This window comes from Wenjunlia tyrosinilytica (assembly GCF_014646055.1).
Lineage (GTDB): Bacteria > Actinomycetota > Actinomycetes > Streptomycetales > Streptomycetaceae > Wenjunlia > Wenjunlia tyrosinilytica.
This window is the reverse complement of the sequence record NZ_BMMS01000008.1, coordinates 83,144-103,686: the sequence shown is the minus strand read 5'-3', so window position 1 is coordinate 103,686 and position 20,543 is coordinate 83,144. Positions and strand designations below refer to the sequence as shown.

The 20,543-nt window shown below is 69.8% G+C and carries 15 protein-coding genes; 9 read left to right on the top strand and 6 right to left on the bottom strand.

Translation table 11 applies throughout. From position 1 onward, the window contains the following. Positions 1-11 precede the first annotated feature (11 nt). Positions 12-302 carry a 30S ribosomal protein S6 gene (gene rpsF / locus IEY86_RS11005; RefSeq protein ID WP_189131402.1) on the bottom strand — a complete coding sequence of 97 codons (291 nt, stop codon included), beginning with the start codon at positions 300-302 and terminating at the stop codon, positions 12-14. Positions 303-641: 339 nt separating this feature from the next. Here rpsF and IEY86_RS11000 point away from each other — a divergent pair, with 339 nt between their 5' ends. From IEY86_RS11000 to IEY86_RS10990, 3 genes are all read left to right on the top strand, one after another. Beyond that, positions 642-950, top strand: a complete 309-nt coding sequence (locus IEY86_RS11000; RefSeq protein ID WP_189131401.1) for a hypothetical protein — start codon at positions 642-644, stop codon at positions 948-950. Between the two features lie 179 nt (positions 951-1,129). Then, on the top strand, positions 1,130-2,248 hold the full coding sequence (locus IEY86_RS10995) for a lipid II:glycine glycyltransferase FemX (RefSeq protein ID WP_189131400.1): 1,119 nt from the start codon (positions 1,130-1,132) through the stop codon (positions 2,246-2,248). Positions 2,249-2,269: 21 nt separating this feature from the next. Beyond that, the gene (locus IEY86_RS10990) at positions 2,270-3,307 is read left to right on the top strand and encodes an alanine racemase (RefSeq protein WP_189131399.1); all 1,038 of its coding nucleotides are present in this window, start codon (positions 2,270-2,272) and stop codon (positions 3,305-3,307) included. 65 nt (positions 3,308-3,372) lie between these two features. Here the strand turns inward: IEY86_RS10990 and IEY86_RS10985 are convergent, their stop codons facing one another. From IEY86_RS10985 to IEY86_RS10975, 3 genes are all read right to left on the bottom strand, one after another. Then, the gene (locus IEY86_RS10985) at positions 3,373-4,263 is read right to left on the bottom strand and encodes a BRO-N domain-containing protein (protein WP_189131398.1); all 891 of its coding nucleotides are present in this window, start codon (positions 4,261-4,263) and stop codon (positions 3,373-3,375) included. A 71-nt stretch (positions 4,264-4,334) separates the two neighbouring features. Beyond that, a complete protein-coding gene (locus tag IEY86_RS10980) occupies positions 4,335-5,831 on the bottom strand; it encodes a glycosyltransferase family 87 protein (RefSeq protein WP_373286993.1) in 1,497 nt (498 codons plus the stop codon). 142 nt (positions 5,832-5,973) lie between these two features. Next, complete coding sequence (locus tag IEY86_RS10975; protein WP_189131396.1) at positions 5,974-8,631, bottom strand: transglycosylase domain-containing protein; 2,658 nt, start codon at positions 8,629-8,631, stop codon at positions 5,974-5,976. 437 nt (positions 8,632-9,068) lie between these two features. Here IEY86_RS10975 and IEY86_RS10970 point away from each other — a divergent pair, with 437 nt between their 5' ends. From IEY86_RS10970 to IEY86_RS10955, 4 genes are all read left to right on the top strand, one after another. After that, positions 9,069-9,749, top strand: coding sequence for a PadR family transcriptional regulator (locus IEY86_RS10970; RefSeq protein ID WP_189131395.1), 681 nt, complete (start codon positions 9,069-9,071; stop codon positions 9,747-9,749). Positions 9,750-9,869: 120 nt separating this feature from the next. Further along, on the top strand, positions 9,870-10,952 hold the full coding sequence (locus tag IEY86_RS10965) for an inositol-3-phosphate synthase (RefSeq protein WP_189131394.1): 1,083 nt from the start codon (positions 9,870-9,872) through the stop codon (positions 10,950-10,952). A 141-nt stretch (positions 10,953-11,093) separates the two neighbouring features. Further along, complete coding sequence (locus IEY86_RS10960) at positions 11,094-12,395, top strand: MFS transporter (protein WP_189131393.1); 1,302 nt, start codon at positions 11,094-11,096, stop codon at positions 12,393-12,395. 107 nt (positions 12,396-12,502) lie between these two features. Beyond that, positions 12,503-13,012, top strand: coding sequence for an LppU/SCO3897 family protein (locus IEY86_RS10955; RefSeq protein ID WP_189131392.1), 510 nt, complete (start codon positions 12,503-12,505; stop codon positions 13,010-13,012). A gap of 109 nt (positions 13,013-13,121) precedes the next feature. On the opposite strand, the gene IEY86_RS10950 is transcribed toward IEY86_RS10955, so the two are convergent. After that, a complete protein-coding gene (locus IEY86_RS10950) occupies positions 13,122-14,597 on the bottom strand; it encodes a CCA tRNA nucleotidyltransferase (RefSeq protein WP_189131391.1) in 1,476 nt (491 codons plus the stop codon). A 182-nt stretch (positions 14,598-14,779) separates the two neighbouring features. On the opposite strand from IEY86_RS10950, the gene IEY86_RS10945 reads away from it, so the two are divergent. Then, positions 14,780-17,260: a DUF6049 family protein gene (locus IEY86_RS10945; protein WP_189131390.1), complete on the top strand. Its 2,481-nt coding sequence runs from the start codon at positions 14,780-14,782 to the stop codon at positions 17,258-17,260. Between the two features lie 345 nt (positions 17,261-17,605). On the opposite strand, the gene IEY86_RS36355 is transcribed toward IEY86_RS10945, so the two are convergent. Then, entirely contained in the window at positions 17,606-18,283 is a 678-nt protein-coding gene (locus IEY86_RS36355; RefSeq protein ID WP_229698315.1) for a hypothetical protein, read from the bottom strand. A 36-nt stretch (positions 18,284-18,319) separates the two neighbouring features. On the opposite strand from IEY86_RS36355, the gene murJ reads away from it, so the two are divergent. Further along, positions 18,320-20,470: a murein biosynthesis integral membrane protein MurJ gene (gene murJ / locus IEY86_RS10940; protein ID WP_229698314.1), complete on the top strand. Its 2,151-nt coding sequence runs from the start codon at positions 18,320-18,322 to the stop codon at positions 20,468-20,470. Positions 20,471-20,543: the final 73 nt, after the last annotated feature.

The window sequence follows — 20,543 nt, the reverse complement described above, 5'->3', positions numbered from 1 at the left end:
AGCGCTCAGGCTCAGTGCATGTCCGGGCGGAGGACCTTGGTCCGGAGCACCGACTCGTTCAGATTGAGCTGCCGGTCGAGCTCCTTGACGACCTCGGGTGCTGCGTTGAGGTCGATGACCGAGTAGATGCCCTCGGGCTTCTTCTTGATCTCGTACGCCAGGCGACGACGGCCCCACGTGTCGACCTTCTCCACCTTGCCGCCGCCGTTGCGGACGACGGAAAGGAAGTTCTCGATCAGCGGGGAAACGGCCCGCTCCTCGAGATCCGGGTCGAGGATGACCATCAGCTCGTAGTGACGCATGCGTGAACCCACCTCCTCTGGACTCAGCGGCCACGGTCTCTCCGTGGCAGGAGGGTTGTGTTGCGTCGGCAACGGTACTGCGGCCCACTGACAACGGGCCTCGGCTCCGTGATCCGGGCTCGGATGACTCGGGCTTCGAGTCGAGCTCGCATCGGGGCCAAGGCTCGGAATGTGCTCGTGGACCGGCGCGGACACCGGTGCAGACGTAACAGACTACCCGCACTCGTTCGGCCTCTTGAAATCCGCCCGCCAACCCGCGCAATCTGTACACATCGGGTGGGTGGACCCGTTACGGTGCGCAGCCCGCCCGGCACCCTCTGTCCATCTCGGAGGTGCCCTATGGCACAGACGTTCCGGAACATCCCGCTGACTCTGAACACCGACGGCAAGGCCCATCCGGTGGAGAACGGCTTCGCCGCGGTCACGGCCCTGCTCGGACTGATCGCGGCCATCACCTCGATCTGGCCCGGACTGCACCTGCTGAGTTCGTGGACCGGCCTGATCGGGGTCTGCACGGGCCTGTGGGCGCAGATGATCTCCGCGACGACGGCGGAGCGCTTCGTGGCCATCCTCGGTCTGGGCGCGTCGGCGGTGGGCCTCTACCTCGGGTTGGCGCACGGAGGCCTGTGGGGCGGGGTGATCGGCTGAGCCGCGGAGGGATCCCCGAGCGACGGCACCCCCGCCCGGCACCGTGAGCCGCGCGGGGGGCCGTACGGCCGGGATCCGGTGTCTCGGGGCCTGCCGCCCCTACGGCGGCAGGCCCCGAGCCCCGCCCGGCGCAGTAGGCTGCGACGCGACAGCCTTGCAGCCCCCGAGGAGCGCCGCGCATGACCCTGAGCCTGAGGACCATCAGCCGCGAGGAGCACCTGGCCTTCATCCGGAGCCTGCCCTCCGCGAGCCACATGCAGGTGCCGGCATGGGCCGATGTGAAGGCCGAATGGCGCTCGGAGAGCCTCGGGTGGTTCGACCAGGGCGGGCAGCTCGTCGGCACGGCTCTCGTGCTCTACCGGCAGCTCCCCAAGGTCAAGCGGTACCTCGCCTACATGCCCGAGGGCCCGGTCATCAACTGGTTCGACCCCAATCTCGAGCAGTGGATGAAGCCCATGCTCGCCCATCTGAAGTCGGTGGGCGCCTTCTCGGTCAAGATGGGCCCGCCGGTCGTCATCCGGCGCTGGGACGCCCCCGTGATCAAGGAAGCCATCGCGGGCAAGCAGGCGAAGCGGCTGCGGGACGTCGAGGCCACCTTCATCGAGCCGCGCGCCTTCGAGGTGTCGGACCGGCTGCGCCGCATGGGCTGGCAGCAGGGCGAGGACGGCGGGGCGGGCTTCGGCGACGTGCAGCCCCGGTATGTGTTCCAGGTGCCGCTGGAGGGCCGCAGCCTGGACGACGTGCACAAGGGCTTCAACCAGCTCTGGCGGCGCAACATCAAGAAGGCCGAGAAGGCCGGCGTCGAGGTCTACCAGGGCGGGTACGACGAGCTGAAGATCTTCCACGACCTCTATGTGGTCACCGCGGAGCGCGACGGCTTCCGCCCGCGGCCCCTGAGCTACTTCCAGCGGATGTGGAACGCGTTGACCGCCGAGGACCCCAACCGCATGCGCCTGTACCTGGCCGTGCACGAGGGCGAGGCGCTCGCGGCCACGACCATGCTGACCGTCGGCGGGCACGTCTGGTACTCCTACGGCGCCTCCGCCAACCACAAGCGGGAGGTCCGCCCGAGCAACGCCATCCAGTGGCGGATGCTGCGCGACGCCTACGCGCTCGGTGGCACCGTGTACGACCTGCGGGGCATCGGGGACAGCCTGGACGAGGAGGACCACCTCTTCGGGCTGATCCAGTTCAAACTGGGCACGGGCGGACAGGCCGCCGAGTACATCGGCGAGTGGGACTTCCCCCTCAACAAGCTGCTCCACAAGGCACTCGACATCTACATGTCGCGCCGCTAAACGAGAGGGGTTCCAACAGCCATGGCGCTCACGCTCTACGTCGACACCGACCGCTGGCGGGCACACCAGTCCGCGGTCCTGGAGGCCTTCCCCGGGCTCGTTCCCGTCGCCAAGGGGAACGGCTACGGCTTCGACAACATGCGGCTGGCGGAGGAGGCTTCGCGGTTCGGCGCGAACCTGCTGGCCGTCGGCACGACGTACGAGGCCGCCAGGGCCAAGGACCACTTCAACGGTGACCTGCTCGTGCTCACGCCGTACCGCCTCGGCGAGGACCCGGTCCCGCTGCCGGACCGGGTGATCCGCTCGGTCTCGTCGGTGGAGGGCGTGCGCGCGCTCGTGGGCGCACGGGTCGTCGTCGAGGTCATGAGCTCCATGAAGCGCCACGGCATCGCCGAGGACGACCTGGTGAAGCTGCACAGCGCGATCGAGGACGTGCGGCTCGAGGGCTTCGCGATCCACCTGCCGCTCGACCGCACCGACGGCTCGGACGCGGTGGACGAGGTCATGCAGTGGATCGACCGCCTCCGGGGAGCACGCCTGCCACTGCACACCGTCTTCGTCAGCCATGTGAAGTCGGACGAACTGGCGCGGCTGCAGCGGGAGTTCCCGCAGACCACGTTCCGCGCCCGGGTCGGCACCCGGCTGTGGCTGGGCGACCACGAGGCGACGGAGTACCGGGGCGCGGTCCTGGACGTCACCCGCGTCTCGAAGGGCGACCGCTTCGGCTACCGCCAGCAGAAGGCGTCCTCCGACGGCCACCTGGTGGTCGTGGCGGGCGGCACGTCCCACGGTGTGGGCCTGGAGGCCCCGAAGGCGATGCACGGCGTGATGCCGCGCGCGAAGGGCGTCGCCCGTGCGGGCCTGGCCACGGTGAACAGGAACCTCTCGCCGTTCGTGTGGGCCGGCAAGCAACGCTGGTTCGCCGAGCCCCCGCACATGCAGGTGAGCATCCTCTACCTCCCCTCCGACGTGGCCCCCCCGGCCGTGGGCGACGAACTGGTGGCCCACCTCCGCCACACCACCACCCACTTCGACCGTCTGGTCGACCGCAGAGCCTGACCCACCCCTGACTCGCGAAAAGGCCGGAGACCGCACCATCGCGGCCTCCGGCCCCTTCCTGTCGGCTACGCCTGCGACAACCAGGCCTGCGGCCGGACGAGAACGTAGAGCGGGTCCCCGTGAGGACTGATCAGCCCCGCCTGCCGGATGCAGCCGTTGCGCATCAGCATCCCCAGGCAGGCGTTCACCCGCTGCCGCGGCAGCCCGGTCGCCGCCGAGATCCTTTCGAGTGAGGCCGTCAACTGCCCCTCCTCCAGGAGCAACGGGAGGATGTACGCGGCCACGGCCCACGCGTCGTCACCGAGCGGCACCCGCGCCTGCCACTCGGCAAGCACCTGCCTGCGGGTGGGGACGGGCACGGGTGTGGGAGATGCGGTGCCGGGCACGGGCATCCGGTCGGCGATGGCCGCAAGGGAGTCCGCAATTCGGTCGAGCGTGCGGTGGGACGCGCGATGCGCGTGCTCCAGTCCAGCGATCGCGTCCACGAGGCGATCGGTCGGGGCCGGGTCCACGGGCTCGTCGGCGGGTTGCTTGCCGGGCAGGGAGTAGGAGCCTTCACGCTGGACGGTCAGGATGACGTCGGTGACCCAGCGCTTGAAGGGTTCGGACTCGGGCTTGGTGGAGCCGTTGACGAGTCGTACAAGGCCTTGGAGATTGACCATGCGCATGGATCTCTTGAGCCCGTGGCCTGCGAGATTGTGCGAAGTGTCTCCCCTGTAGACGCTTCGCGCGAGAGTCTCCAGCGTCAGCCGCGCCTCCTCCGGGACGTGTACGAGGACGGCCTGACGCGTGTTGACGTAGCCCAGGTTCCTGCACAGGTCGACGGCCGGGAACCAGTGCTCGCCGTCCGGGAGGGTCAGTCTGCGGACCCTCGCGCCCGTCGCCGCGAAGACGAAATCGTTGATGTCGATGGCATCCGTACGTCGCTGTGCAGGGACGATCGGTTTGTCGTTCATGCACAGAAACGTAGGCAGAAATCACCCTCTATTGGGTTTAAATACGGTGCTTCACTCGAACGGGTGGTGGGTTAGTCCGTGCCCGGACTGGTTGTGCCCCAGTGGACGTACTGCGCCTTCTCCAGGGGGCCCGGGGAGGGACGGGTGAGGGTCCAGTGGTCCCGGGCGCCGTCCAGGGGGCCGCCGGAGGGGTCGTCGGTGCCGTCCTGGCGGACCGGGTCGTGTTCCGGGTGGAGCATGTCGCGCACGACCATCGCGCACAGGTACAGCGTGCCGAGCAGGTGGACGGCGATGACGGCGTGGTAGCCGCCCTCGGGCAGGCCCTGGTGCTTGTCGCCGATGTTGTTGGCCAGGTACAGCCACACGCCGAGGAAGTACATGACCTCGGCCGCCTGCCAGATCAGGAAGTCGCGCCAGCGCGGCCGCGCGAGGGCGGCCAGGGGGATGAGCCAGAGGACGTACTGCGGCGAGTACACCTTGTTGGTCAGCACGAACGCCGCCACGACCAGGAAGGCCAGTTGAGCCAAGCGCGGGCGCCGACGGGTGGACAGGGCCAGCACGCCGATGGCCGCGCAGATCACCAGCATCGCCACCGAGCAGTACGTGTTGAGCCCGTCGAGGGCCTGCCCCCGCTGCTGCATCAGGATCAGCCAGAACGAGCCGTAGTCCTCCCCGCGCTCCTGGCTGAAGGTGTAGAACTTCGCCCATCCCTGCGGCGCGAGCAGGATGAAGGGCAGGTTCACCACCACCCATGCCGCGACGGCCCCCCACAGCGCCCTGCCGAAGTCCCGCATCCGCCCGGCCCTCAGACACAGCACCAGCAGGGGGCCGAGCAGGAGCACGGGATAGAGCTTCGCCGCGGTGGCGAGCCCGATGAGGACCCCCGCCCAGCCCGTCCTCCCTCGCGACCACAGGTACATCGCGATCGCCGTGAGCGCCACGGCGAGCAGGTCCCAGTTGATGGTGGCGTTCAGCGCGAGAGCGGGCGCGAGCGCCACGAGCAGGGCGTCCCAGGGCCGCCTGCGGTGGGTGCGCGCCACGGCCACGACCACGACGACGGCGCAGATCATCAGCAGGGAGGCGTTCGCCATCCAGTACGCCTGCTCGCGGTCCTGGATGGAGCCCCCGTCCGGGGTGAACCAGGCGGCGAGCTGCATCAGCGCGCCCGTGAGCACCGGGTACTCGAGGTAGTCCATCCCGCCCGAGACATTCGAGGGGATCTTGTCGAAGTACGGCACGAGGCCGTCCGCGAAGCCTCGCCCCTGGAACAGGTGCGGGATGTCCGAGTAGCAGGCGTGCGTGTACTGCGCGTTCGCCCCGAAGAACCACGCCCCGTCGTAGCAGGGGTACTTCTGCACCATGCCGAGCGCGAACATCGCGATGACGGCGAGGGCCATCACCCGCAGGGGCGTCCACCACCCCCTCCCGACGACGAGCCGCCGTCCCGGCGGGCCGCCGAGCGCCTCGCTGCCGGTCACGGCGACGGGGTCCTCCGCGGTCGGCAGCACGGGGCCGCGGCCGTCACGGCGGCCCGCATGGTCTTCGCGCACGCTCGTCATGCCCGCCATCCTGCCCTACGGCGCCCCCGCGGTCGGGGACGGCCCGGGAACGGCCGCGGCCACGGCGAGCGTGGTGCCTGTGCTCGCCGTGGCCGCCGGTGCGCCGGGCCCAGCCCGGGCGGACGCCGGGCCGAAGCCCTGTCGGGAAGGGCTAGGCGCCGCCGTCCTGCCCGAAGATCGTCCCGTTGGAACTGCTGGTACTGCCGCCGTCCGGATTGCCTCCGTTGCTGCCCCCGCTGTTGCTGTTGCCTCCGTTCACGGGGCCACCGTCCTGGCCTCCGTTCGCGCCGCCGTCCTGGCCGCCGTCGGTGCAGTCGACGGGGTTGCGGCACGGCGAGTTCGACGGCGAGGGGGACGGGGAGTTCGACGGCGAACTCGACGGCGACGGCGACGGGGAGGACGGGGTGTCCGAGGGGGTCGGCGAGGTGCTGCTCGGCGGGGCCGAGGGGGTCGGCTTGGGCACGCCCAGCCCGTCCGTCACCTCGCCGAGGTCGGTGGCCGACGGGAAGTCCTGGGCCGTCCTGCCCTCCAGCGCGGCCCTCATGTACTCGGTCCACACCTCGGTCGGCAGGTCACCACCGTGGATGGAGTCCTTGCCGCCCACGCCGTTCATGGACAGCAGCTTGTGCTTCTTCGGGTCCTCGCGGAACATCGTGACCGCCGTGGACAGCTGCGGCGTGTAGCCGACGAACCACGCCGACTTGTTCTTGTCGGTGGTACCGGTCTTGCCGGCCGCGGGACGGCCGAGCGCGAGCGCCTTCCTACCCGTACCGTTCTTGATCACGTTCTTGAGGACGTCGGTGACGTTGTTGGCCACGTTGTCGTCGATGGTCTGGCTCGTCTTAGGCTTGCCGAAGCCCGCCAGCGGCTGGCCCTCCTTCTCCACGCTCGTCACCGAGTACGGCTCCGCCCGCAGCCCGGAGGAGGCGAAGGTGCCGTAGGCGTCCGCCATCCGGATGGCGGAGGGAGTGGAGGTACCCAGGGCGAACGAGGCATTGCGCTCGGCCATGCTGTCGTGCGAGATGCCCGCCGACTCGGCCATCTTCATGACCTTGTCCATGCCGACGTCCATGCCGAGCTGGACGAACGGGACGTTGATGGACTGCTCCATCGCCTTGCGCAGCGTGATGGCGCCCCACCGCGTCGTCCCCTCGTTCTTCTGGAGGAAGAACGAGCCGTCCTTGTTCCGCACGTACGAGCCGTCCGGGTTCCTGATCTTCATCAGGTCGTTGGCCAGGTACTTGCTCATCGGGGAGATCGGGCCGTCGGACTTGTAGGTGCCGCTGTCCATGGCCGCCGCGAGCACGAACGGCTTCCACGTCGAACCGACCGGGACGCCCTGGGTGTCGGCGTTGTTGGTGAAGTGCTTGACGTAGTCGCCACCGCCGTAGAGCGCGACGATCTTTCCGTCGCCCGGCGCGATCGAGGCCGCGCCGAACTGGACGTGCTTGTCCTTGCCCGGGCGCAGCTTCTCGTCGATGTTGGCCTTGCGGACCTTCTTGACCGCGGTCTCGAGCTCCTTGACCTTCTTGCGGTCGAAGGTGGTGTGGATGCTGAAGCCGCCGAGCTCCAGGTCCTTCTTGGTGAGGTTGGTCTTCTTCAGGATGTACTTCTCGGCGGTGTCCATCAGGTAGCCGATCTGGCCGGCCTGCCCCTGCTCGACGGTCTGGCCCTTGACCTTGGGGAACTTGTAGGAGTCCCGCTCGCTCTGGGAGAGCTTGCCGTGCTTGACCATGGCGTTGAGGACGTCGTTCCAGCGGCCCTCGGCGCGCTGGCGGTTCTCCTGGGGCGAGGCGCCCGGGCCGACGCCGCCGTCGGGGTTGTAGAGGTTGGCGTTCTTCAGCAGTGCGGTGAGGAACGCGCTCTCGTTGGAGTTCAGGTTCGCGGCGTCCTTGTGGAAGTACGCCTGCGCGGCCGCCTGGATGCCGTAGGCGCCGCGCCCGTACCAGGCGGTGTTGAGATAGCCCTGGAGGATCTTGTCCTTGTCCTGGGTGGTGCTCACCTTTATCGAGATGAACATCTCCTTGAACTTGCGGCTGAGCGTCTGCTCCTGGCTCAAGTAGGTGTTCTTCACATACTGCTGGGTGATGGTGGAGCCGCCCTGGGTGTCACCGCCGGTGGCCATGTTGAACAGGGCCCGGGCGATGCCCTTCGGGTCGACGCCGGAGTCGGTGCGGAAGCTGGCGTTCTCCGCGGAGATGACCGCGTCCTGCATATGGGTGGAGATCTTCGCCAGGTCGACGTTCTGCCGGTTGGTCTCACCCCGGTGGCCCATGACCTTGCCGTCGGACCAGTAGAAGACGTTGCTCTGCTGGGTGGAGGCGGCCTTGGCCTCGTCGGGGACGCCGACGAGCAGGAAGGCGATCCAGGACAGGCCGACGAGCATGCCGAGGAACGACAGGCAGATGCCGGTCACCAGCCGCCACGACGGCATCCACCGCTTGGCACCGGCGCGGCCGGCCCTCGGGTAGTCGATGAAGCGCTTGCGGCCACCGCCGCCGCCACCGCCGCCACCGCCCGCGCGCCCTCCGCCCGCGCCCGAGGCATGGGCGGTCGTGGCGCCGCGGCGTCGGCCGCCCCGGGAGGCGGCCTGCGCCGCACGGCGGGCTTCGGCCCTTCCTCCACGCGGCTGCGCGGCCCCGGACCGGGCGCGGGGCTGCCCCCCGCTCGAAGCTCCTGACGAAGGGGACGCTCCGCTGGGCGGGGTCGCTCGACGACCGGACGGCTGCGGGGGCTGCGCTCCGCGTCGCGCGGCGGCTCGGCCGCCGCCACCCTGCGACTGAGGCGGCTTCCGGCGGTGCTCGCTCATCGTTCCAGCTACTCCTCGGGCAGGCGATAGCGCCTGAAGGCGGCAGTTGTCTTCCGGTCCCCCGGCGTCCGTCGCCCCGGCAGTGTGGACCCTTGGGGTCCGATTGCTCAAGGAGCGGGCACACAGAGGACTTCAGACGCTCAGCAGCGTCCCATGGTTCCAGGTCCACAGTTCTCGGACTGCATCGGACTGCAAGGGAAAGAGTACGCACGGTCAAAACCTGCTTGATGCGCACCTTCGGCGTATAGCGGTCAGTTGGCCCTCCGAGAACTTCTGTGTGACGCCGTTCACCGCACCCCCTCTTGCCACATCTCGATCACCGTTCTATCGTCCAGATGTATCGAGTCGATACATCGTGGCGGCATATCGCCCGGATGCATCGGAACGAGCAATGGCAGACGCGGGACCGGCGCGGATGGACGAGGAGGGTGCGAGCGGTGAGCAGACGTTCCAACATGCTCGAGTTCGCCGTCCTCGGTCTGCTGCGCGAGTCGCCGATGCACGGATACGAGCTGCGCAAGCGGCTCAACACCCTGCTCGGAACGTTCCGTGCGTTCAGCTACGGCACCCTCTACCCCTGTCTGAAAACGCTGGTCGCCAAGGGATGGTTGATCGAGGAGCACAGCCCCGTTCCGGATCCGCTCGCCGCGCCCCTGGCCGGCAGGCGGGCGAAGATCGTCTACCGGCTCACGGCCGAGGGCAAGGAGCACTTCGAGGAGCTGCTGGCGAACTCGGGCCCGGACGCCTGGGAGGACGAGCACTTCGGCGTCCGGTTCGCCTTCTTCGGGCAGACCGACCAGTCCGTGCGCATGCGCGTGCTGGAGGGAAGGCGCAGCCGCCTCGAGGAGCGGCTGGAGAAGATGCGTGCCTCCCTCGCCAGGACACGCGAGCGGCTCGACGACTACACGCTCGAGCTGCAGCGCCACGGGATGGAGTCGGTGGAGCGCGAGGTCCGCTGGCTGAACGAGCTGATCGAGACCGAGCGGGCCGGGCGCGAGGCGCGCCGGGCCGCGGACGGCAGCAACTCGAGCAACAACCCGAGCAACAACTCAACAGACAAGGACGGCTCGGCCCGGGACCGGGGCACTGGCCCGGACCCGTCCGACACCGCCACGTAGGACCGCTCGGCGGCAGCGGCAGCGCGCCGCGCGCCACCGGTCGACCCAGCCAATCAAGGCACCGCCAAACAAGGCCCGCTTCCGTCGCGGGCCTGGTCGAGAACACAGGGAGCAACCGCAATGGGTTCGGTACGCGTAGCCATTGTCGGCGTGGGCAACTGCGCCGCGTCGCTGGTGCAGGGCGTCGAGTACTACAAGGACGCCGACCCGGACAGCCGCGTGCCGGGCCTCATGCACGTGCAGTTCGGCGACTACCACGTCCGCGACGTCGAGTTCGTGGCCGCGTTCGACGTGGACGCCAAGAAGGTCGGCCAGGACCTCGCGCACGCCATCGGCGCCAGCGAGAACAACACCATCAAGATCTGCGACGTCCCGCCGACCGGTGTGACCGTCCAGCGCGGCCACACCCTCGACGGCCTCGGCAAGTACTACCTCGAGACCATCGAGGAGTCCTCCGAGGAGCCGGTCGACATCGTGCGCGTCCTCGAGGACAAGCAGGTCGACGTCCTGGTCTGCTACCTGCCCGTGGGTTCCGAGGACGCCGCGAAGTTCTACGCGCAGTGCGCCATCGACGCCAAGGTCGCCTTCGTCAACGCCCTTCCGGTCTTCATCGCCGGTACCAAGGAGTGGGCGGACAAGTTCACCGAGGCGGGCGTGCCGATCGTCGGTGACGACATCAAGTCGCAGGTGGGCGCCACCATCACCCACCGCGTGATGGCGAAGCTGTTCGAGGACCGCGGTGTCGTCCTCGAGCGCACCATGCAGCTGAACGTCGGCGGCAACATGGACTTCAAGAACATGCTCGAGCGCGAGCGCCTGGAGTCCAAGAAGATCTCCAAGACTCAGGCCGTCACCTCCCAGATCCCCGACCGCGACCTGGGCGCCAAGAACGTCCACATCGGCCCGTCCGACTACGTCGCGTGGCTCGACGACCGCAAGTGGGCGTACGTGCGCCTCGAGGGCCGTGCCTTCGGTGACGTTCCGCTGAACCTGGAGTACAAGCTCGAGGTCTGGGACTCCCCGAACTCGGCCGGTGTCATCATCGACGCGCTGCGTGCCGCGAAGATCGCCAAGGACCGCGGCATCGGCGGCCCGATCCTGTCGGCGTCCTCGTACTTCATGAAGTCGCCCCCGGTGCAGTACTTCGACGACGAGGCCCGCGAGAACGTCGAGAAGTTCATCCGCGGCGAGGTCGAGCGCTGACGTTCGGCTCGAGGCCGGACAGCAGGGCCGCCGCGGCGCTGCTCGAGCGGCGTCCGGTGACTCCTTGAACGGCGTCCTGTGACCGAGGGTCCCCGTGCGTATCGCACGGGGACCCTCGTGTGTCTGTGCGACCCTGGGGCCGTGTCGTTCCTCCGCGATCTTCGGGCCCTGCTGCGGCTGCGGGACTTCCGACGGCTGTTCGCGGTGCGCCTGCTCTCGCAGGCCTCGGACGGTGCTTTCCAGGTCGCGCTCGCCGCCCATGTGGTCTTCTCGCCGGAGCGGCAGACCTCGGCCACGGCCATCGCCTCGGCCATGGCGGTCCTGCTGCTGCCGTACTCCCTGCTGGGACCGTTCACCGGCGTCCTGCTGGACCGCTGGCGCAGACGGCAGGCACTGCTCTACTGCAACCTCCTGCGGGCGGTGCTGGCCTCGGTCACCGCGGTCCTCGTCCTGTCCGTCGTCTCCGACTGGCTCCTGTACCTCTCGGCGCTGTCGGTCACCGCGGCCAACCGCTTCGTCCTGGCGGGCCTGTCCGCCTCCCTGCCGAGGGTCGTGCCCGAGGACAGGCTCCTCATGGCGAACGCGGTCTCCCCGACAGCGGGCACCGTCGCCGCCACGGTGGGCGGCGGTGGGGCGTTCCTGGTGAACCTCTTCATGGCGAAGGGGGCGGGCTCGGACGCGGTGGTGCTCCTGCTGTCCGCGCTCCTGTACCTGTGCGCCGCGCTCGCCGCCCGGCGGATCCCGGTGGACCTGCTGGGCCCCGAGGCGGACCGGGAGCGGCCTCCGCTGGGCTCCGCGGTGGTGGCGACCGTGCGCGACATGGCGATGGGACTGCGCCATCTGGCCGAACGCCGGCTCGCCGCCTACGCGCTGGGCGCCATGACCGCGATGCGCTTCTGCTACGGCGCGCTCACCGTGACGGTGCTCATGCTGTGCCGCTACACCTTCAACGGCGTCGGCGGCGGCTCCTCGGACGGGCTGGCCATGCTGGGGCTGGCGGTGGGCTTCTCCGGGGCGGGCTTCTTCGTGGCGGCTCTGGTGACCCCGTGGGGGACCGACCGGCTGGGCCTGGAGAACTGGATCACCTTCTGCGCAGCGGCGGCCGCCGTCCTGGAGCCGGCGCTCGGCCTGCCGTTCCACCCCTACCCGCTGCTGGCGGCGGCGTTCGTGCTCGGGGTGGTCACCCAGGGCGCGAAGATCGCGACGGACACGGTGGTGCAGGAGACGGTGGACGACGGGTTCCGGGGGCGGGTCTTCTCCCTCTACGACGTGCTGTTCAACGTGGCGTTCGTGGGCGCCGCGGCACTCACCGCGCTGATGCTGCCCCCCGACGGGAGGTCGTCCGCGCTGCTCGTCCTCGTCGCGGTGCTGTACGCGCTAACGGCCGTGGGGTACGCGACGGCGGTGCGGGCTCGGTCGTTTGACCGTGTTTCGGGCGGTTAGCGCTTCATTGCAGCAGCAGTGTTACGGAAATGAGTGCGGGGGTGTCCGCGGCAGTCGATAGCGTGCGTGCTTTCGATCCACCAACAAACATCCAACGAGGGAATCGCATGACCACCCCCCAGCCGCCCTACGGTGGGAACCCGTACGGCCAGCCCCAGCCCCAGCCCCAGCCCTACCAGGGCGGCGCCCCCTACGGCCAGCAGACACCGCCCCAGCCCGGGGGCCCGCAGCCCTCGCCGTACTTCAACCAGCCTCAGGGCGGCCCGCAGGGCGGTTTGCCGGGCGGCTACCCCGCGCCGCAGCCGCAGCGCCGCTCCAAGGCCAAGATCGTCAAGTTGGTGGTCGTGCCGGTGATCGTCCTCGCTGTCGCGATCGGCGGCTACATAGCCAGCCGTGACGACGCCGAAACGGCGAAGGCGGGTGACTGCATGCACAACAGCGGCACCAACTTCAAGCCGGACCTCGAGGTCGTGGACTGCGGTTCGTCCAAGGCCCAGTACACCGTGCTGAAGAAGATCGACGACACCAGTGACACCCAGAAGTGCACGGTCGGCGACGCGGCGTACTACGAGAGCGGCGGCGGCAACAACTTCGTGCTCTGCCTGAAGCACAAGTAGGCCGACGCCGGCACATCGGCGCCGGCGGCTCAGTACAGCGCTCAGGGGCGGTGTTTCACGTGAAACAACGTAAAACACCGCCCCTGGTGCGTGCCCGGACTCCGAGGATTCAGGCCTGCGCGGAGTCCTGCTGGGTCGCCCACCACTCCTTCAGGGCGGCGACCGCCGCGTCGTGCTCCATCGGGCCGTACTCCAGGCGCAGCTCCATCAGGTGCTGGTACGCCCTGCCGACCTGCGGGCCGGGCTTGAGACCGAGGATGCCCATGATCTCGTTGCCGTCCAGGTCGGGGCGGATCGCGTCGAGCTTCTCCTGCTCCCGAAGCTTGGCGATGCGCTCCTCCAGCCCGTCGTACGCCCTCGACAGCGCCGCCGCCTTGCGCCGGTTGCGGGTGGTGCAGTCCGAACGGGTCAGCTTGTGCAGGCGGTTCAGCAGCGGCCCCGCGTCCCGGACGTAGCGGCGCACCGCGGAGTCCGTCCACTCGCCCGTACCGTAGCCGTGGAAGCGCAGGTGCAGCTCGACCAGGCGGGAGACGTCCTTCACCAGGTCATTGGAGTACTTCAGCTTCGTCATACGGGACTTGGTCATCTTCGCGCCCACCACCTCGTGGTGGTGGAAGGAGACCCGCCCGTCCTGCTCGAACCGCCGGGTCCTGGGCTTGCCGATGTCGTGCAGCAGGGCCGCCAGCCGCAGCACCAGGTCCGGACCCTCCTCCTCGAGGTCCATCGCCTGCTCGAGCACGGTCAGGGTGTGCTCGTAGACGTCCTTGTGGCGGTGGTGCTCGTCACGCTCCAGCCGCATCGCCGGGATCTCGGGGAAGACCCGCTCCGCGAGACCGGTCCGCACGAGCAGCTCAAGGCCCTTGCGGGGGTGCGCCGACATGATCAGCTTGTTGAACTCGTCGCGCACCCGCTCCGCGGAGACGATCTCGACGCGCTCGGCCATCTCCGTCATCGCGGTCACCACCTCGGGGGCGACCTCGAAGTCGAGCTGCGCCGCGAAGCGAGCGGCCCGCATCATCCGCAGCGGATCGTCGGAGAAGGACGCCTCCGGCGTGCCCGGCGTGCGCAGCACTCGCTCCGCCAGGTCCACCAGGCCCCCGTGGGGGTCGATGAACGCCTTCGCGGGCAGGGCCACCGCCATGGCGTTCACGGTGAAGTCACGGCGGACCAGGTCCTCCTCGATGGAGTCGCCGTACGACACCTCGGGCTTGCGCGAAGTCCGGTCGTACGCCTCGGACCTGTAGGTAGTGATCTCGATCTGGAAGTCCTGCTTGCGGCACCCGACCGTGCCGAACGCTATGCCCACGTCCCACACCGCGTCCGCCCAGGGACGGACAATGGCGAGCACCTGCTCGGGGCGGGCGTCCGTGGTGAAGTCCAGGTCGTTGCCGAGGCGGCCGAGCAGCGCGTCGCGAACCGAACCCCCGACGAGTGCGAGGTGGTGTCCCGCCTCCTCGAACCGGCGGGCGAGGTCGTCCGCGACCGGGGAGACCCGAAGGAGCTCGCTCACGGCCCGGCGCTGGACCTGGCTGAGCACGTTCGGTGACTGCGGGGTCTGGCTGCTGTCATTGTTGGCATTCGGCACAACAGAAGAGGGTACGTGGCCCCGGCCCCGCGAGCTTCCCGTATTCGAGCCGGACGAAACCCTGGAGCGGTGCCCGTCACCGCATCGCAACGATCATGCGGGCACTCCGCAGCACTTTCCGGCCCGGCGCATCGTTACCATTCCAGGGCGCACATCCGACGAGAACCGAGGACGGCGAACGCGTGGGCAAGGCGGCACGTCATTTTGGCACGACCCCTGCCCGCGTACGACTGCTCCGGGCCGGAGCGCTGCTGGCGGGCGGTCTGCTCCTCGCCGGGACCGCGTACCCCGCCCAGGCCGCCGCCCCGCGGAGGAACGCCGCCGGGACGGCCGCGGCGAAAAGCCCGGCCGCCGCGCCACTGAGGACCGCCTCCCCGGCCAAGGCCCCCTCGCAGCCCGGTACCGGGTCCGAGACCGCCGCGATCTCCCTGACCTCGATCACGCCCACCGTCCCCGGTGACCACGACACCGTGACCGTCAGCGGCACCGTGACCAACAACGGCAGGTCCACCATCACCGGCGCTCACGTCGGACTGCGCCTCGGCCAGGGCGGACAGGCGCTCGGCAGCCGCAGTGACCTGTCGGCCACCGCCGGGCGCAAGGGCCTCCAGGCGTCGGACGGCAGCGAGATCACCGGCCACACACAGCGGATGGCGGCCATGGCGCCCGGCATCAGCCGCCCGTTCACGCTGAAGGTCCCTGTCGAGGATCTGAATCTCGGCGGAAACGGCGTCTACCAGCTCGGTGTCTCCCTCTACGGCCAGGACCGGGCCGCCCCGTACGGGCACGTCCTCGGCATCGAGCGGACCTTCCTGCCGTGGTACCCCGACCCCGCAGACACCCAGCACACGCGGGTGGCGCTGGCGTGGCCGCTCGTCGACCGCCCGCACCTCGACGCCCGCACCGACTCCGATCCGCAGCAGACCCCCGTCTTCCGGGACGACCGCCTGGCCGCCGAGCTGGCCCCGGGCGGGCGCCTGGAGCAGATGGTGTCCATCGGCAAGAACCTGCCGGTGACCTGGGTCATCGACCCCGACCTCCTCGCCACGGTCGACGCGATGGCCAAGGGCTACAAGGTCGCCGACGACGGCGAGACCATCGACAAGGCGCGGCCGGGCTCCGGCAGCCAGGTGGCCAAGCGGTGGCTGAACGAGCTGAAGACCACCGTGAAGAGCCAGAAGGTCGTCGCGCTGCCCTTCGCCGATCCCGACCTCGCCTCCATCGCCCACCACGGCAGGTTCGTCCCGGGCACCCTGGGGCACCTGAAGTCGGCCACCGACCTGGCGGCCGAGACCACGGACACCATCCTCGGTGTGAGACCGCGCACGGACGTGGCCTGGCCCTTCGAGGGAGCCGTGGACCGATCCATCGTCAGCGTGGCCCGCACCGCCGGGGCCGACAAGGTGGTCGTCGGCAGCTCGGCGCTCGGCGCCGGCGGACTCAACCGCACCCCGAACTCCCCCCGACCGATCGGCGGCGGCACCACCGCCCTGGTCTCGGACAGCACACTCTCGAACACATTCAACGGCGACATGGCGATGGCCGGGAAGTCCACGCAGGCGGTCCAGCGGTTCCTCGCCGAAACCCTGATGATCACCATGGAGGCACCGAACACCGAGCGCAGTGTGCTCGTCACGCCCCCACGGGGGCTAGCGCCGAGCGCCGCCCAGTCGCTGTCCACGGCGCTCTCGGCCGCCCAGGACGGCAAGTGGATGACGCCGGTGAGCCTGGAGACGCTGGAGAAGGCGTCCCCGGACCGCGAGGCCCAGCACGCGGTACCCGGCTCGAGCCGCTACCCGGCGCAGCTGCGCAAGGGGGAGCTGGGCACAAACGCGTTCCGTGAGATCCAGAACACCCAGGCGTCCCTGAAGACCCTGCTGTCGATCCTCTCCCAGCAGCGGCGGGTGATCACCCCCTTCAACACCGCGGTCCTGCGCTCGATGTCCAACTCCTGGCGCGGGGACGCTTCCGGCGCGGGCACCTACCGCTCGTCGGTCGCGGGGTACCTCAAGGGGCTGCAGGGTGCCGTCCATGTCATGGACAAGTCCGATGTGACGCTGTCCGGCAGCAGCGGGACCGTACAGGTGACGGTGGAGAACAACCTGGCGCAGGAGGTGAGGAACCTCCATCTGGAGCTGACCTCGGGGCAGCGCCAGCGGTTCCAGGTCGGGGACCCGCAGGTGGTCTCGGTGGCGGGTGCGCACCGCAAGTCGTTCAAGTTCCACACCTCGGCGAAGGCCAACGGACCGGTCCCGGTCGTGGCGCAGCTGTACACGGAGAACGGCGAGCCGTACGGCAAGCCGATGACATTCGAGGTCAACGTGAAGTCGGTGACCGAGATCGTGCTCGTGGTCATCGCGTTCGGACTGCTGTTGCTGGTGCTCGCGGGGGCGAGAATGTACCGGCAGCGCAAGCGCTCGGCGCTGGCGCAAGAGACGTCGGAGACATCGGAGGCGTTGGAGACATCGGAGGCGGAGGACGGCGCCGAGCGGGAGGACGACGCCGAGGCCGACGACGGTGCGGGCGAGGAGGATCCTTCGGGGGACGATCCTCATACCGGGACGAAATCCGCTGGCCAGGAGGCCGTCGGAGCGGATCCGAAGCCGGACACCTGCGCCGAGGGCTCGGAGCCGGACGTCTCGGATGAGAAGGTGGACCGGTAGTCGAGCCCGTGGCTGCGCGCCGCGCGCCCGGATGAGAAGTAGGGGTCCAGCATGAACGCGCCGTACGACGGTGAGCGCGACGGGGAGGCCGAGGCGGGCCGGGTCCCGCAGCCTCCTGCGCCCGCGCAGGGCCCTGGGTACGCCCAGGAGCCCTCGCATGCCCAGGAACCCCCGTACGGCGCCACTGCGGACCCCTACCCCCCCGAGAACACCTACGCCCCGACCGCCTACCCGCAGGCGCCTTATGGCCAGGCCCCGCAGGGGCAGGGGGCGCCGGGCCCTGCCCCGTACGGCCGACGCGCGCAGAACCAGGCACCACAGGGTCAGGCCCCGTACAGCCCGGGGTCACAGGCGCAGGGTGCAGCTCCGCAGTCCCCGCAGGGGCAGGCTCAGTACGGCCAGAGCCCGCAGGGGCAGGATCCCGCTCCCCACGCCCCGCAGGGACAGGCGCCCTACGGGCAGGCGCAGGACCCGCAGGGCGGCATTCCGCACGGTGAAGCACCTCGGAACCAGGCACCGCAAGGTCAGGCGCCCTACAGCCAGGCCCCGCAGGGCCCGGCACCGTACGGCCAGGGCCCCCAGGGGCAGGATCCCTCTCCCCACGCCCCGCAAGGTCAGGCGCCCTACAGCCAGGGCCCGCAAGGGCAGGGTTCCACTTTGCAGTCCCCGCAGGGGCAGGCACCCTACGGACAGAGCCCGCAGGGGCACGCTCAGTACGGGCAGAGCCCGCAGGGCCCGGCGCCGTACGGCCAGGGCCCGCAGGGCCCGGCACCGTACGGCCAGGGCCCCCAGGGGCAGGATCCCTCTCCCCACGCCCCGCAGGGACAGACGCCCTACGGACAGAGCCCGCAAGGGCAGGCGCCGCAGGGCCAGGCGCCGCAAGGTCAGGCGCCGTACAGCCAGGCCCCGCAGGGCCCGGCACCGCAAGGGCAGGGCCCGCAGGGGCAGGATCCCTCTCTCCACGCCCCGCAGGGACAGGCGCCCTACGGACAGGCGCAGGACCCGCAGGGCGGCATTGCGCACGGTGAAGCACCTCGGAGCCAGGCACCGCAAGGTCAGGTGCCCTACAGCCAGGCCCCGCAGGGCCCGGCACCGTACGGCCAGGGCCCGCAGGGGCAGGATTCCTATGCCCAGGACCCCTACCTCCAGCAGACCTACGCCGACCCCTACCGCACACAGACGCCGCCCGGGCCCGATCCGGTGGCCGCGGCGCTCCATGACCGGGCGGCGCATCCTCCGCCCGCACCCGGGGCGGGATACCCCGACGCCACCCAGCAGCTCCCGGCGCCCGATCCCCGACTGTGGGCCGCGCCGCCGCAGGGGGAGCCCGCCGGGCCGGTCGAGCGCCACCTGCCCTACGGAGACCGCGAGACCACCGACTACGTCGGCGTCGACGAGCTGATGAGCGCCGCCTCCGAGGACGGTCCCCAGCCGGACGCCTACGCGCACCTGTTCAGGGACCAGCGCCCCGGGGCCACCGCCCCGCCCGTGCCCATGCCTCCCGGCGCGGCCACCGCCACCGCCGATCCCGCGTCGGCGGAGCCCGAGCCGGCCAGACCCGAGAGCACGGGCGGTCGCGCCGGCGGAATACTGAAGTCGAGCGCCCTGATGGCCGCGGGGACCCTGGTCTCCCGCATCACCGGCTTCGTCCGCACCCTGGTCATGGCGGCGGCGATCGGTCTGGCCACCCTCGGCGACGTCTACCAGGTCGCCATGGTGCTGCCGACCATGATCTACATCCTGACCATCGGCGGCGGCCTCAACTCCGTCTTCGTCCCGCAGCTCGTCCGGGCCATGAAGGAGGACGACGACGGCGGCGAGGCCTATGCCAACCGCCTGCTGACCCTGGTGATGGTCATCCTCGGCGGAATCGTGGCGGTCACCGTCGTGGCGGCGCCTCTGCTGATCAGGATGATGTCGAACAGCGTGGCCAGCGACCCCGTCCAGATGGAGGTCGCGGTCACCTTCGCCCGCTTCTGCCTGCCCACCATCTTCTTCATGGGCGTGCACGTGGTGATGGGCCAGATCCTCAACGCCCGCGGCCGATTCGGCGCGATGATGTGGACCCCGGTCCTCAACAACATCGTGGTCATCTTCGCCTTCAGCGCCTTCCTCTGGGTCTACGGGCCGTTCTCCTCGACCCACATGGACTCCTCGACCATCACTCCCGAGGGTGTGCGGCTGCTGGGCGTCGGTACCCTGCTGGGCCTGGTCGTGCAGGCGCTGTCGATGCTGCCCTACCTGCGGGAGGCGGGCTTCAGGTTCAGGCCGCGCTTCGACTGGCGCGGCCATGGCCTCGGCAAGGCCGCCAAGCTGGCCAAGTGGACCTTCCTGTTCGTCCTCGCCAACCAGGCCGGCCTCATCGTCGTCACCCAGCTCGCCACGCTGGCGGGCAAGAAGGCGCACCACCTCGGCTTCGACGGCACGGGCATCACCGCGTACAACAACGCCCTGGCGATCTGGCAGATGCCGCAGGCCATCATCACCGTCTCCGTGATGGCCGCCGTCCTGCCCCGCATCTCCCGGGCCGCCGCCGACGGCGACCCGCACGCCGTGCGCGACGACATCTCGTACGGTCTGCGCACGTCCGCGGTGGCGATCGTGCCGGCCGCGTTCCTCTTCCTCGCGGTCGGCGTCCCGCTGTGCACGCTGATGTACTCCAGCGCGGGTGTCTCCGGAGCGCGGTCCACCGGGTTCGTCCTCATGGGCTTCGGGCTCGGGCTGATCCCGTTCTCGGTCCAGTACGTCGTGCTGCGCGGCTTCTACGCGTACGAGGACACGCGCACGCCGTTCTACAACACGGTCATCGTCGCCGCCTCCAACGCCGCCCTGTCGGCCGTGTGCTACCTGGTGCTGCCCGCCCGCTGGGCCGTCGCCGGCATGGCCGCCGCCTACGGAGCCGCTTACGCCATCGGAGTGGGAGTCGCGGTCAAGCGCCTCAAGCACCGGCTCGGCGGAGACATCGACGGGGCCAGGATCCTGCGCACCTACGCACGGCTGGTCGGCGCGTGCCTGCCCTCCGCGGCCGTCGCCGCCGTGTTCGCCTACGCGATCGTGCAGGGACTGGGCAGTGGAGCCCTGGGCTCGCTCGTCGCGGTGTGCGGTGGGGGACTTGCCCTGATCGCCCTGTTCCTCGTCATCGGCAAGCGCATGCGAATCGATGAGATGACCGCATTGGTGGGCATGGTCCGTGGAAAACTCGGACGCTAGTCGAGGACCCCTCGCACCGCGCTGAACAGGGCGTTCGCCGAGCAGCGGCATGTACTCGCGGTTCGGGGGCAAC

What these genes read in the sequence shown, in the direction of transcription:
- rpsF (WP_189131402.1), bottom strand. Translation starts at nt 302, where the DNA reads ATGCGTCACTACGAGCTGATGGTCATCCTCGACCCGGATCTCGAGGAG.
- IEY86_RS11000 (WP_189131401.1), top strand. Translation starts at nt 642, where the DNA reads ATGGCACAGACGTTCCGGAACATCCCGCTGACTCTGAACACCGACGGC.
- IEY86_RS10995 (WP_189131400.1), top strand. Translation starts at nt 1,130, where the DNA reads ATGACCCTGAGCCTGAGGACCATCAGCCGCGAGGAGCACCTGGCCTTC.
- IEY86_RS10990 (WP_189131399.1), top strand. Translation starts at nt 2,270, where the DNA reads ATGGCGCTCACGCTCTACGTCGACACCGACCGCTGGCGGGCACACCAG.
- IEY86_RS10985 (WP_189131398.1), bottom strand. Translation starts at nt 4,263, where the DNA reads ATGAACGACAAACCGATCGTCCCTGCACAGCGACGTACGGATGCCATC.
- IEY86_RS10980 (WP_373286993.1), bottom strand. Translation starts at nt 5,831, where the DNA reads ATGGCGGGCATGACGAGCGTGCGCGAAGACCATGCGGGCCGCCGTGAC.
- IEY86_RS10975 (WP_189131396.1), bottom strand. Translation starts at nt 8,631, where the DNA reads ATGAGCGAGCACCGCCGGAAGCCGCCTCAGTCGCAGGGTGGCGGCGGC.
- IEY86_RS10965 (WP_189131394.1), top strand. Translation starts at nt 9,870, where the DNA reads ATGGGTTCGGTACGCGTAGCCATTGTCGGCGTGGGCAACTGCGCCGCG.
- IEY86_RS10955 (WP_189131392.1), top strand. Translation starts at nt 12,503, where the DNA reads ATGACCACCCCCCAGCCGCCCTACGGTGGGAACCCGTACGGCCAGCCC.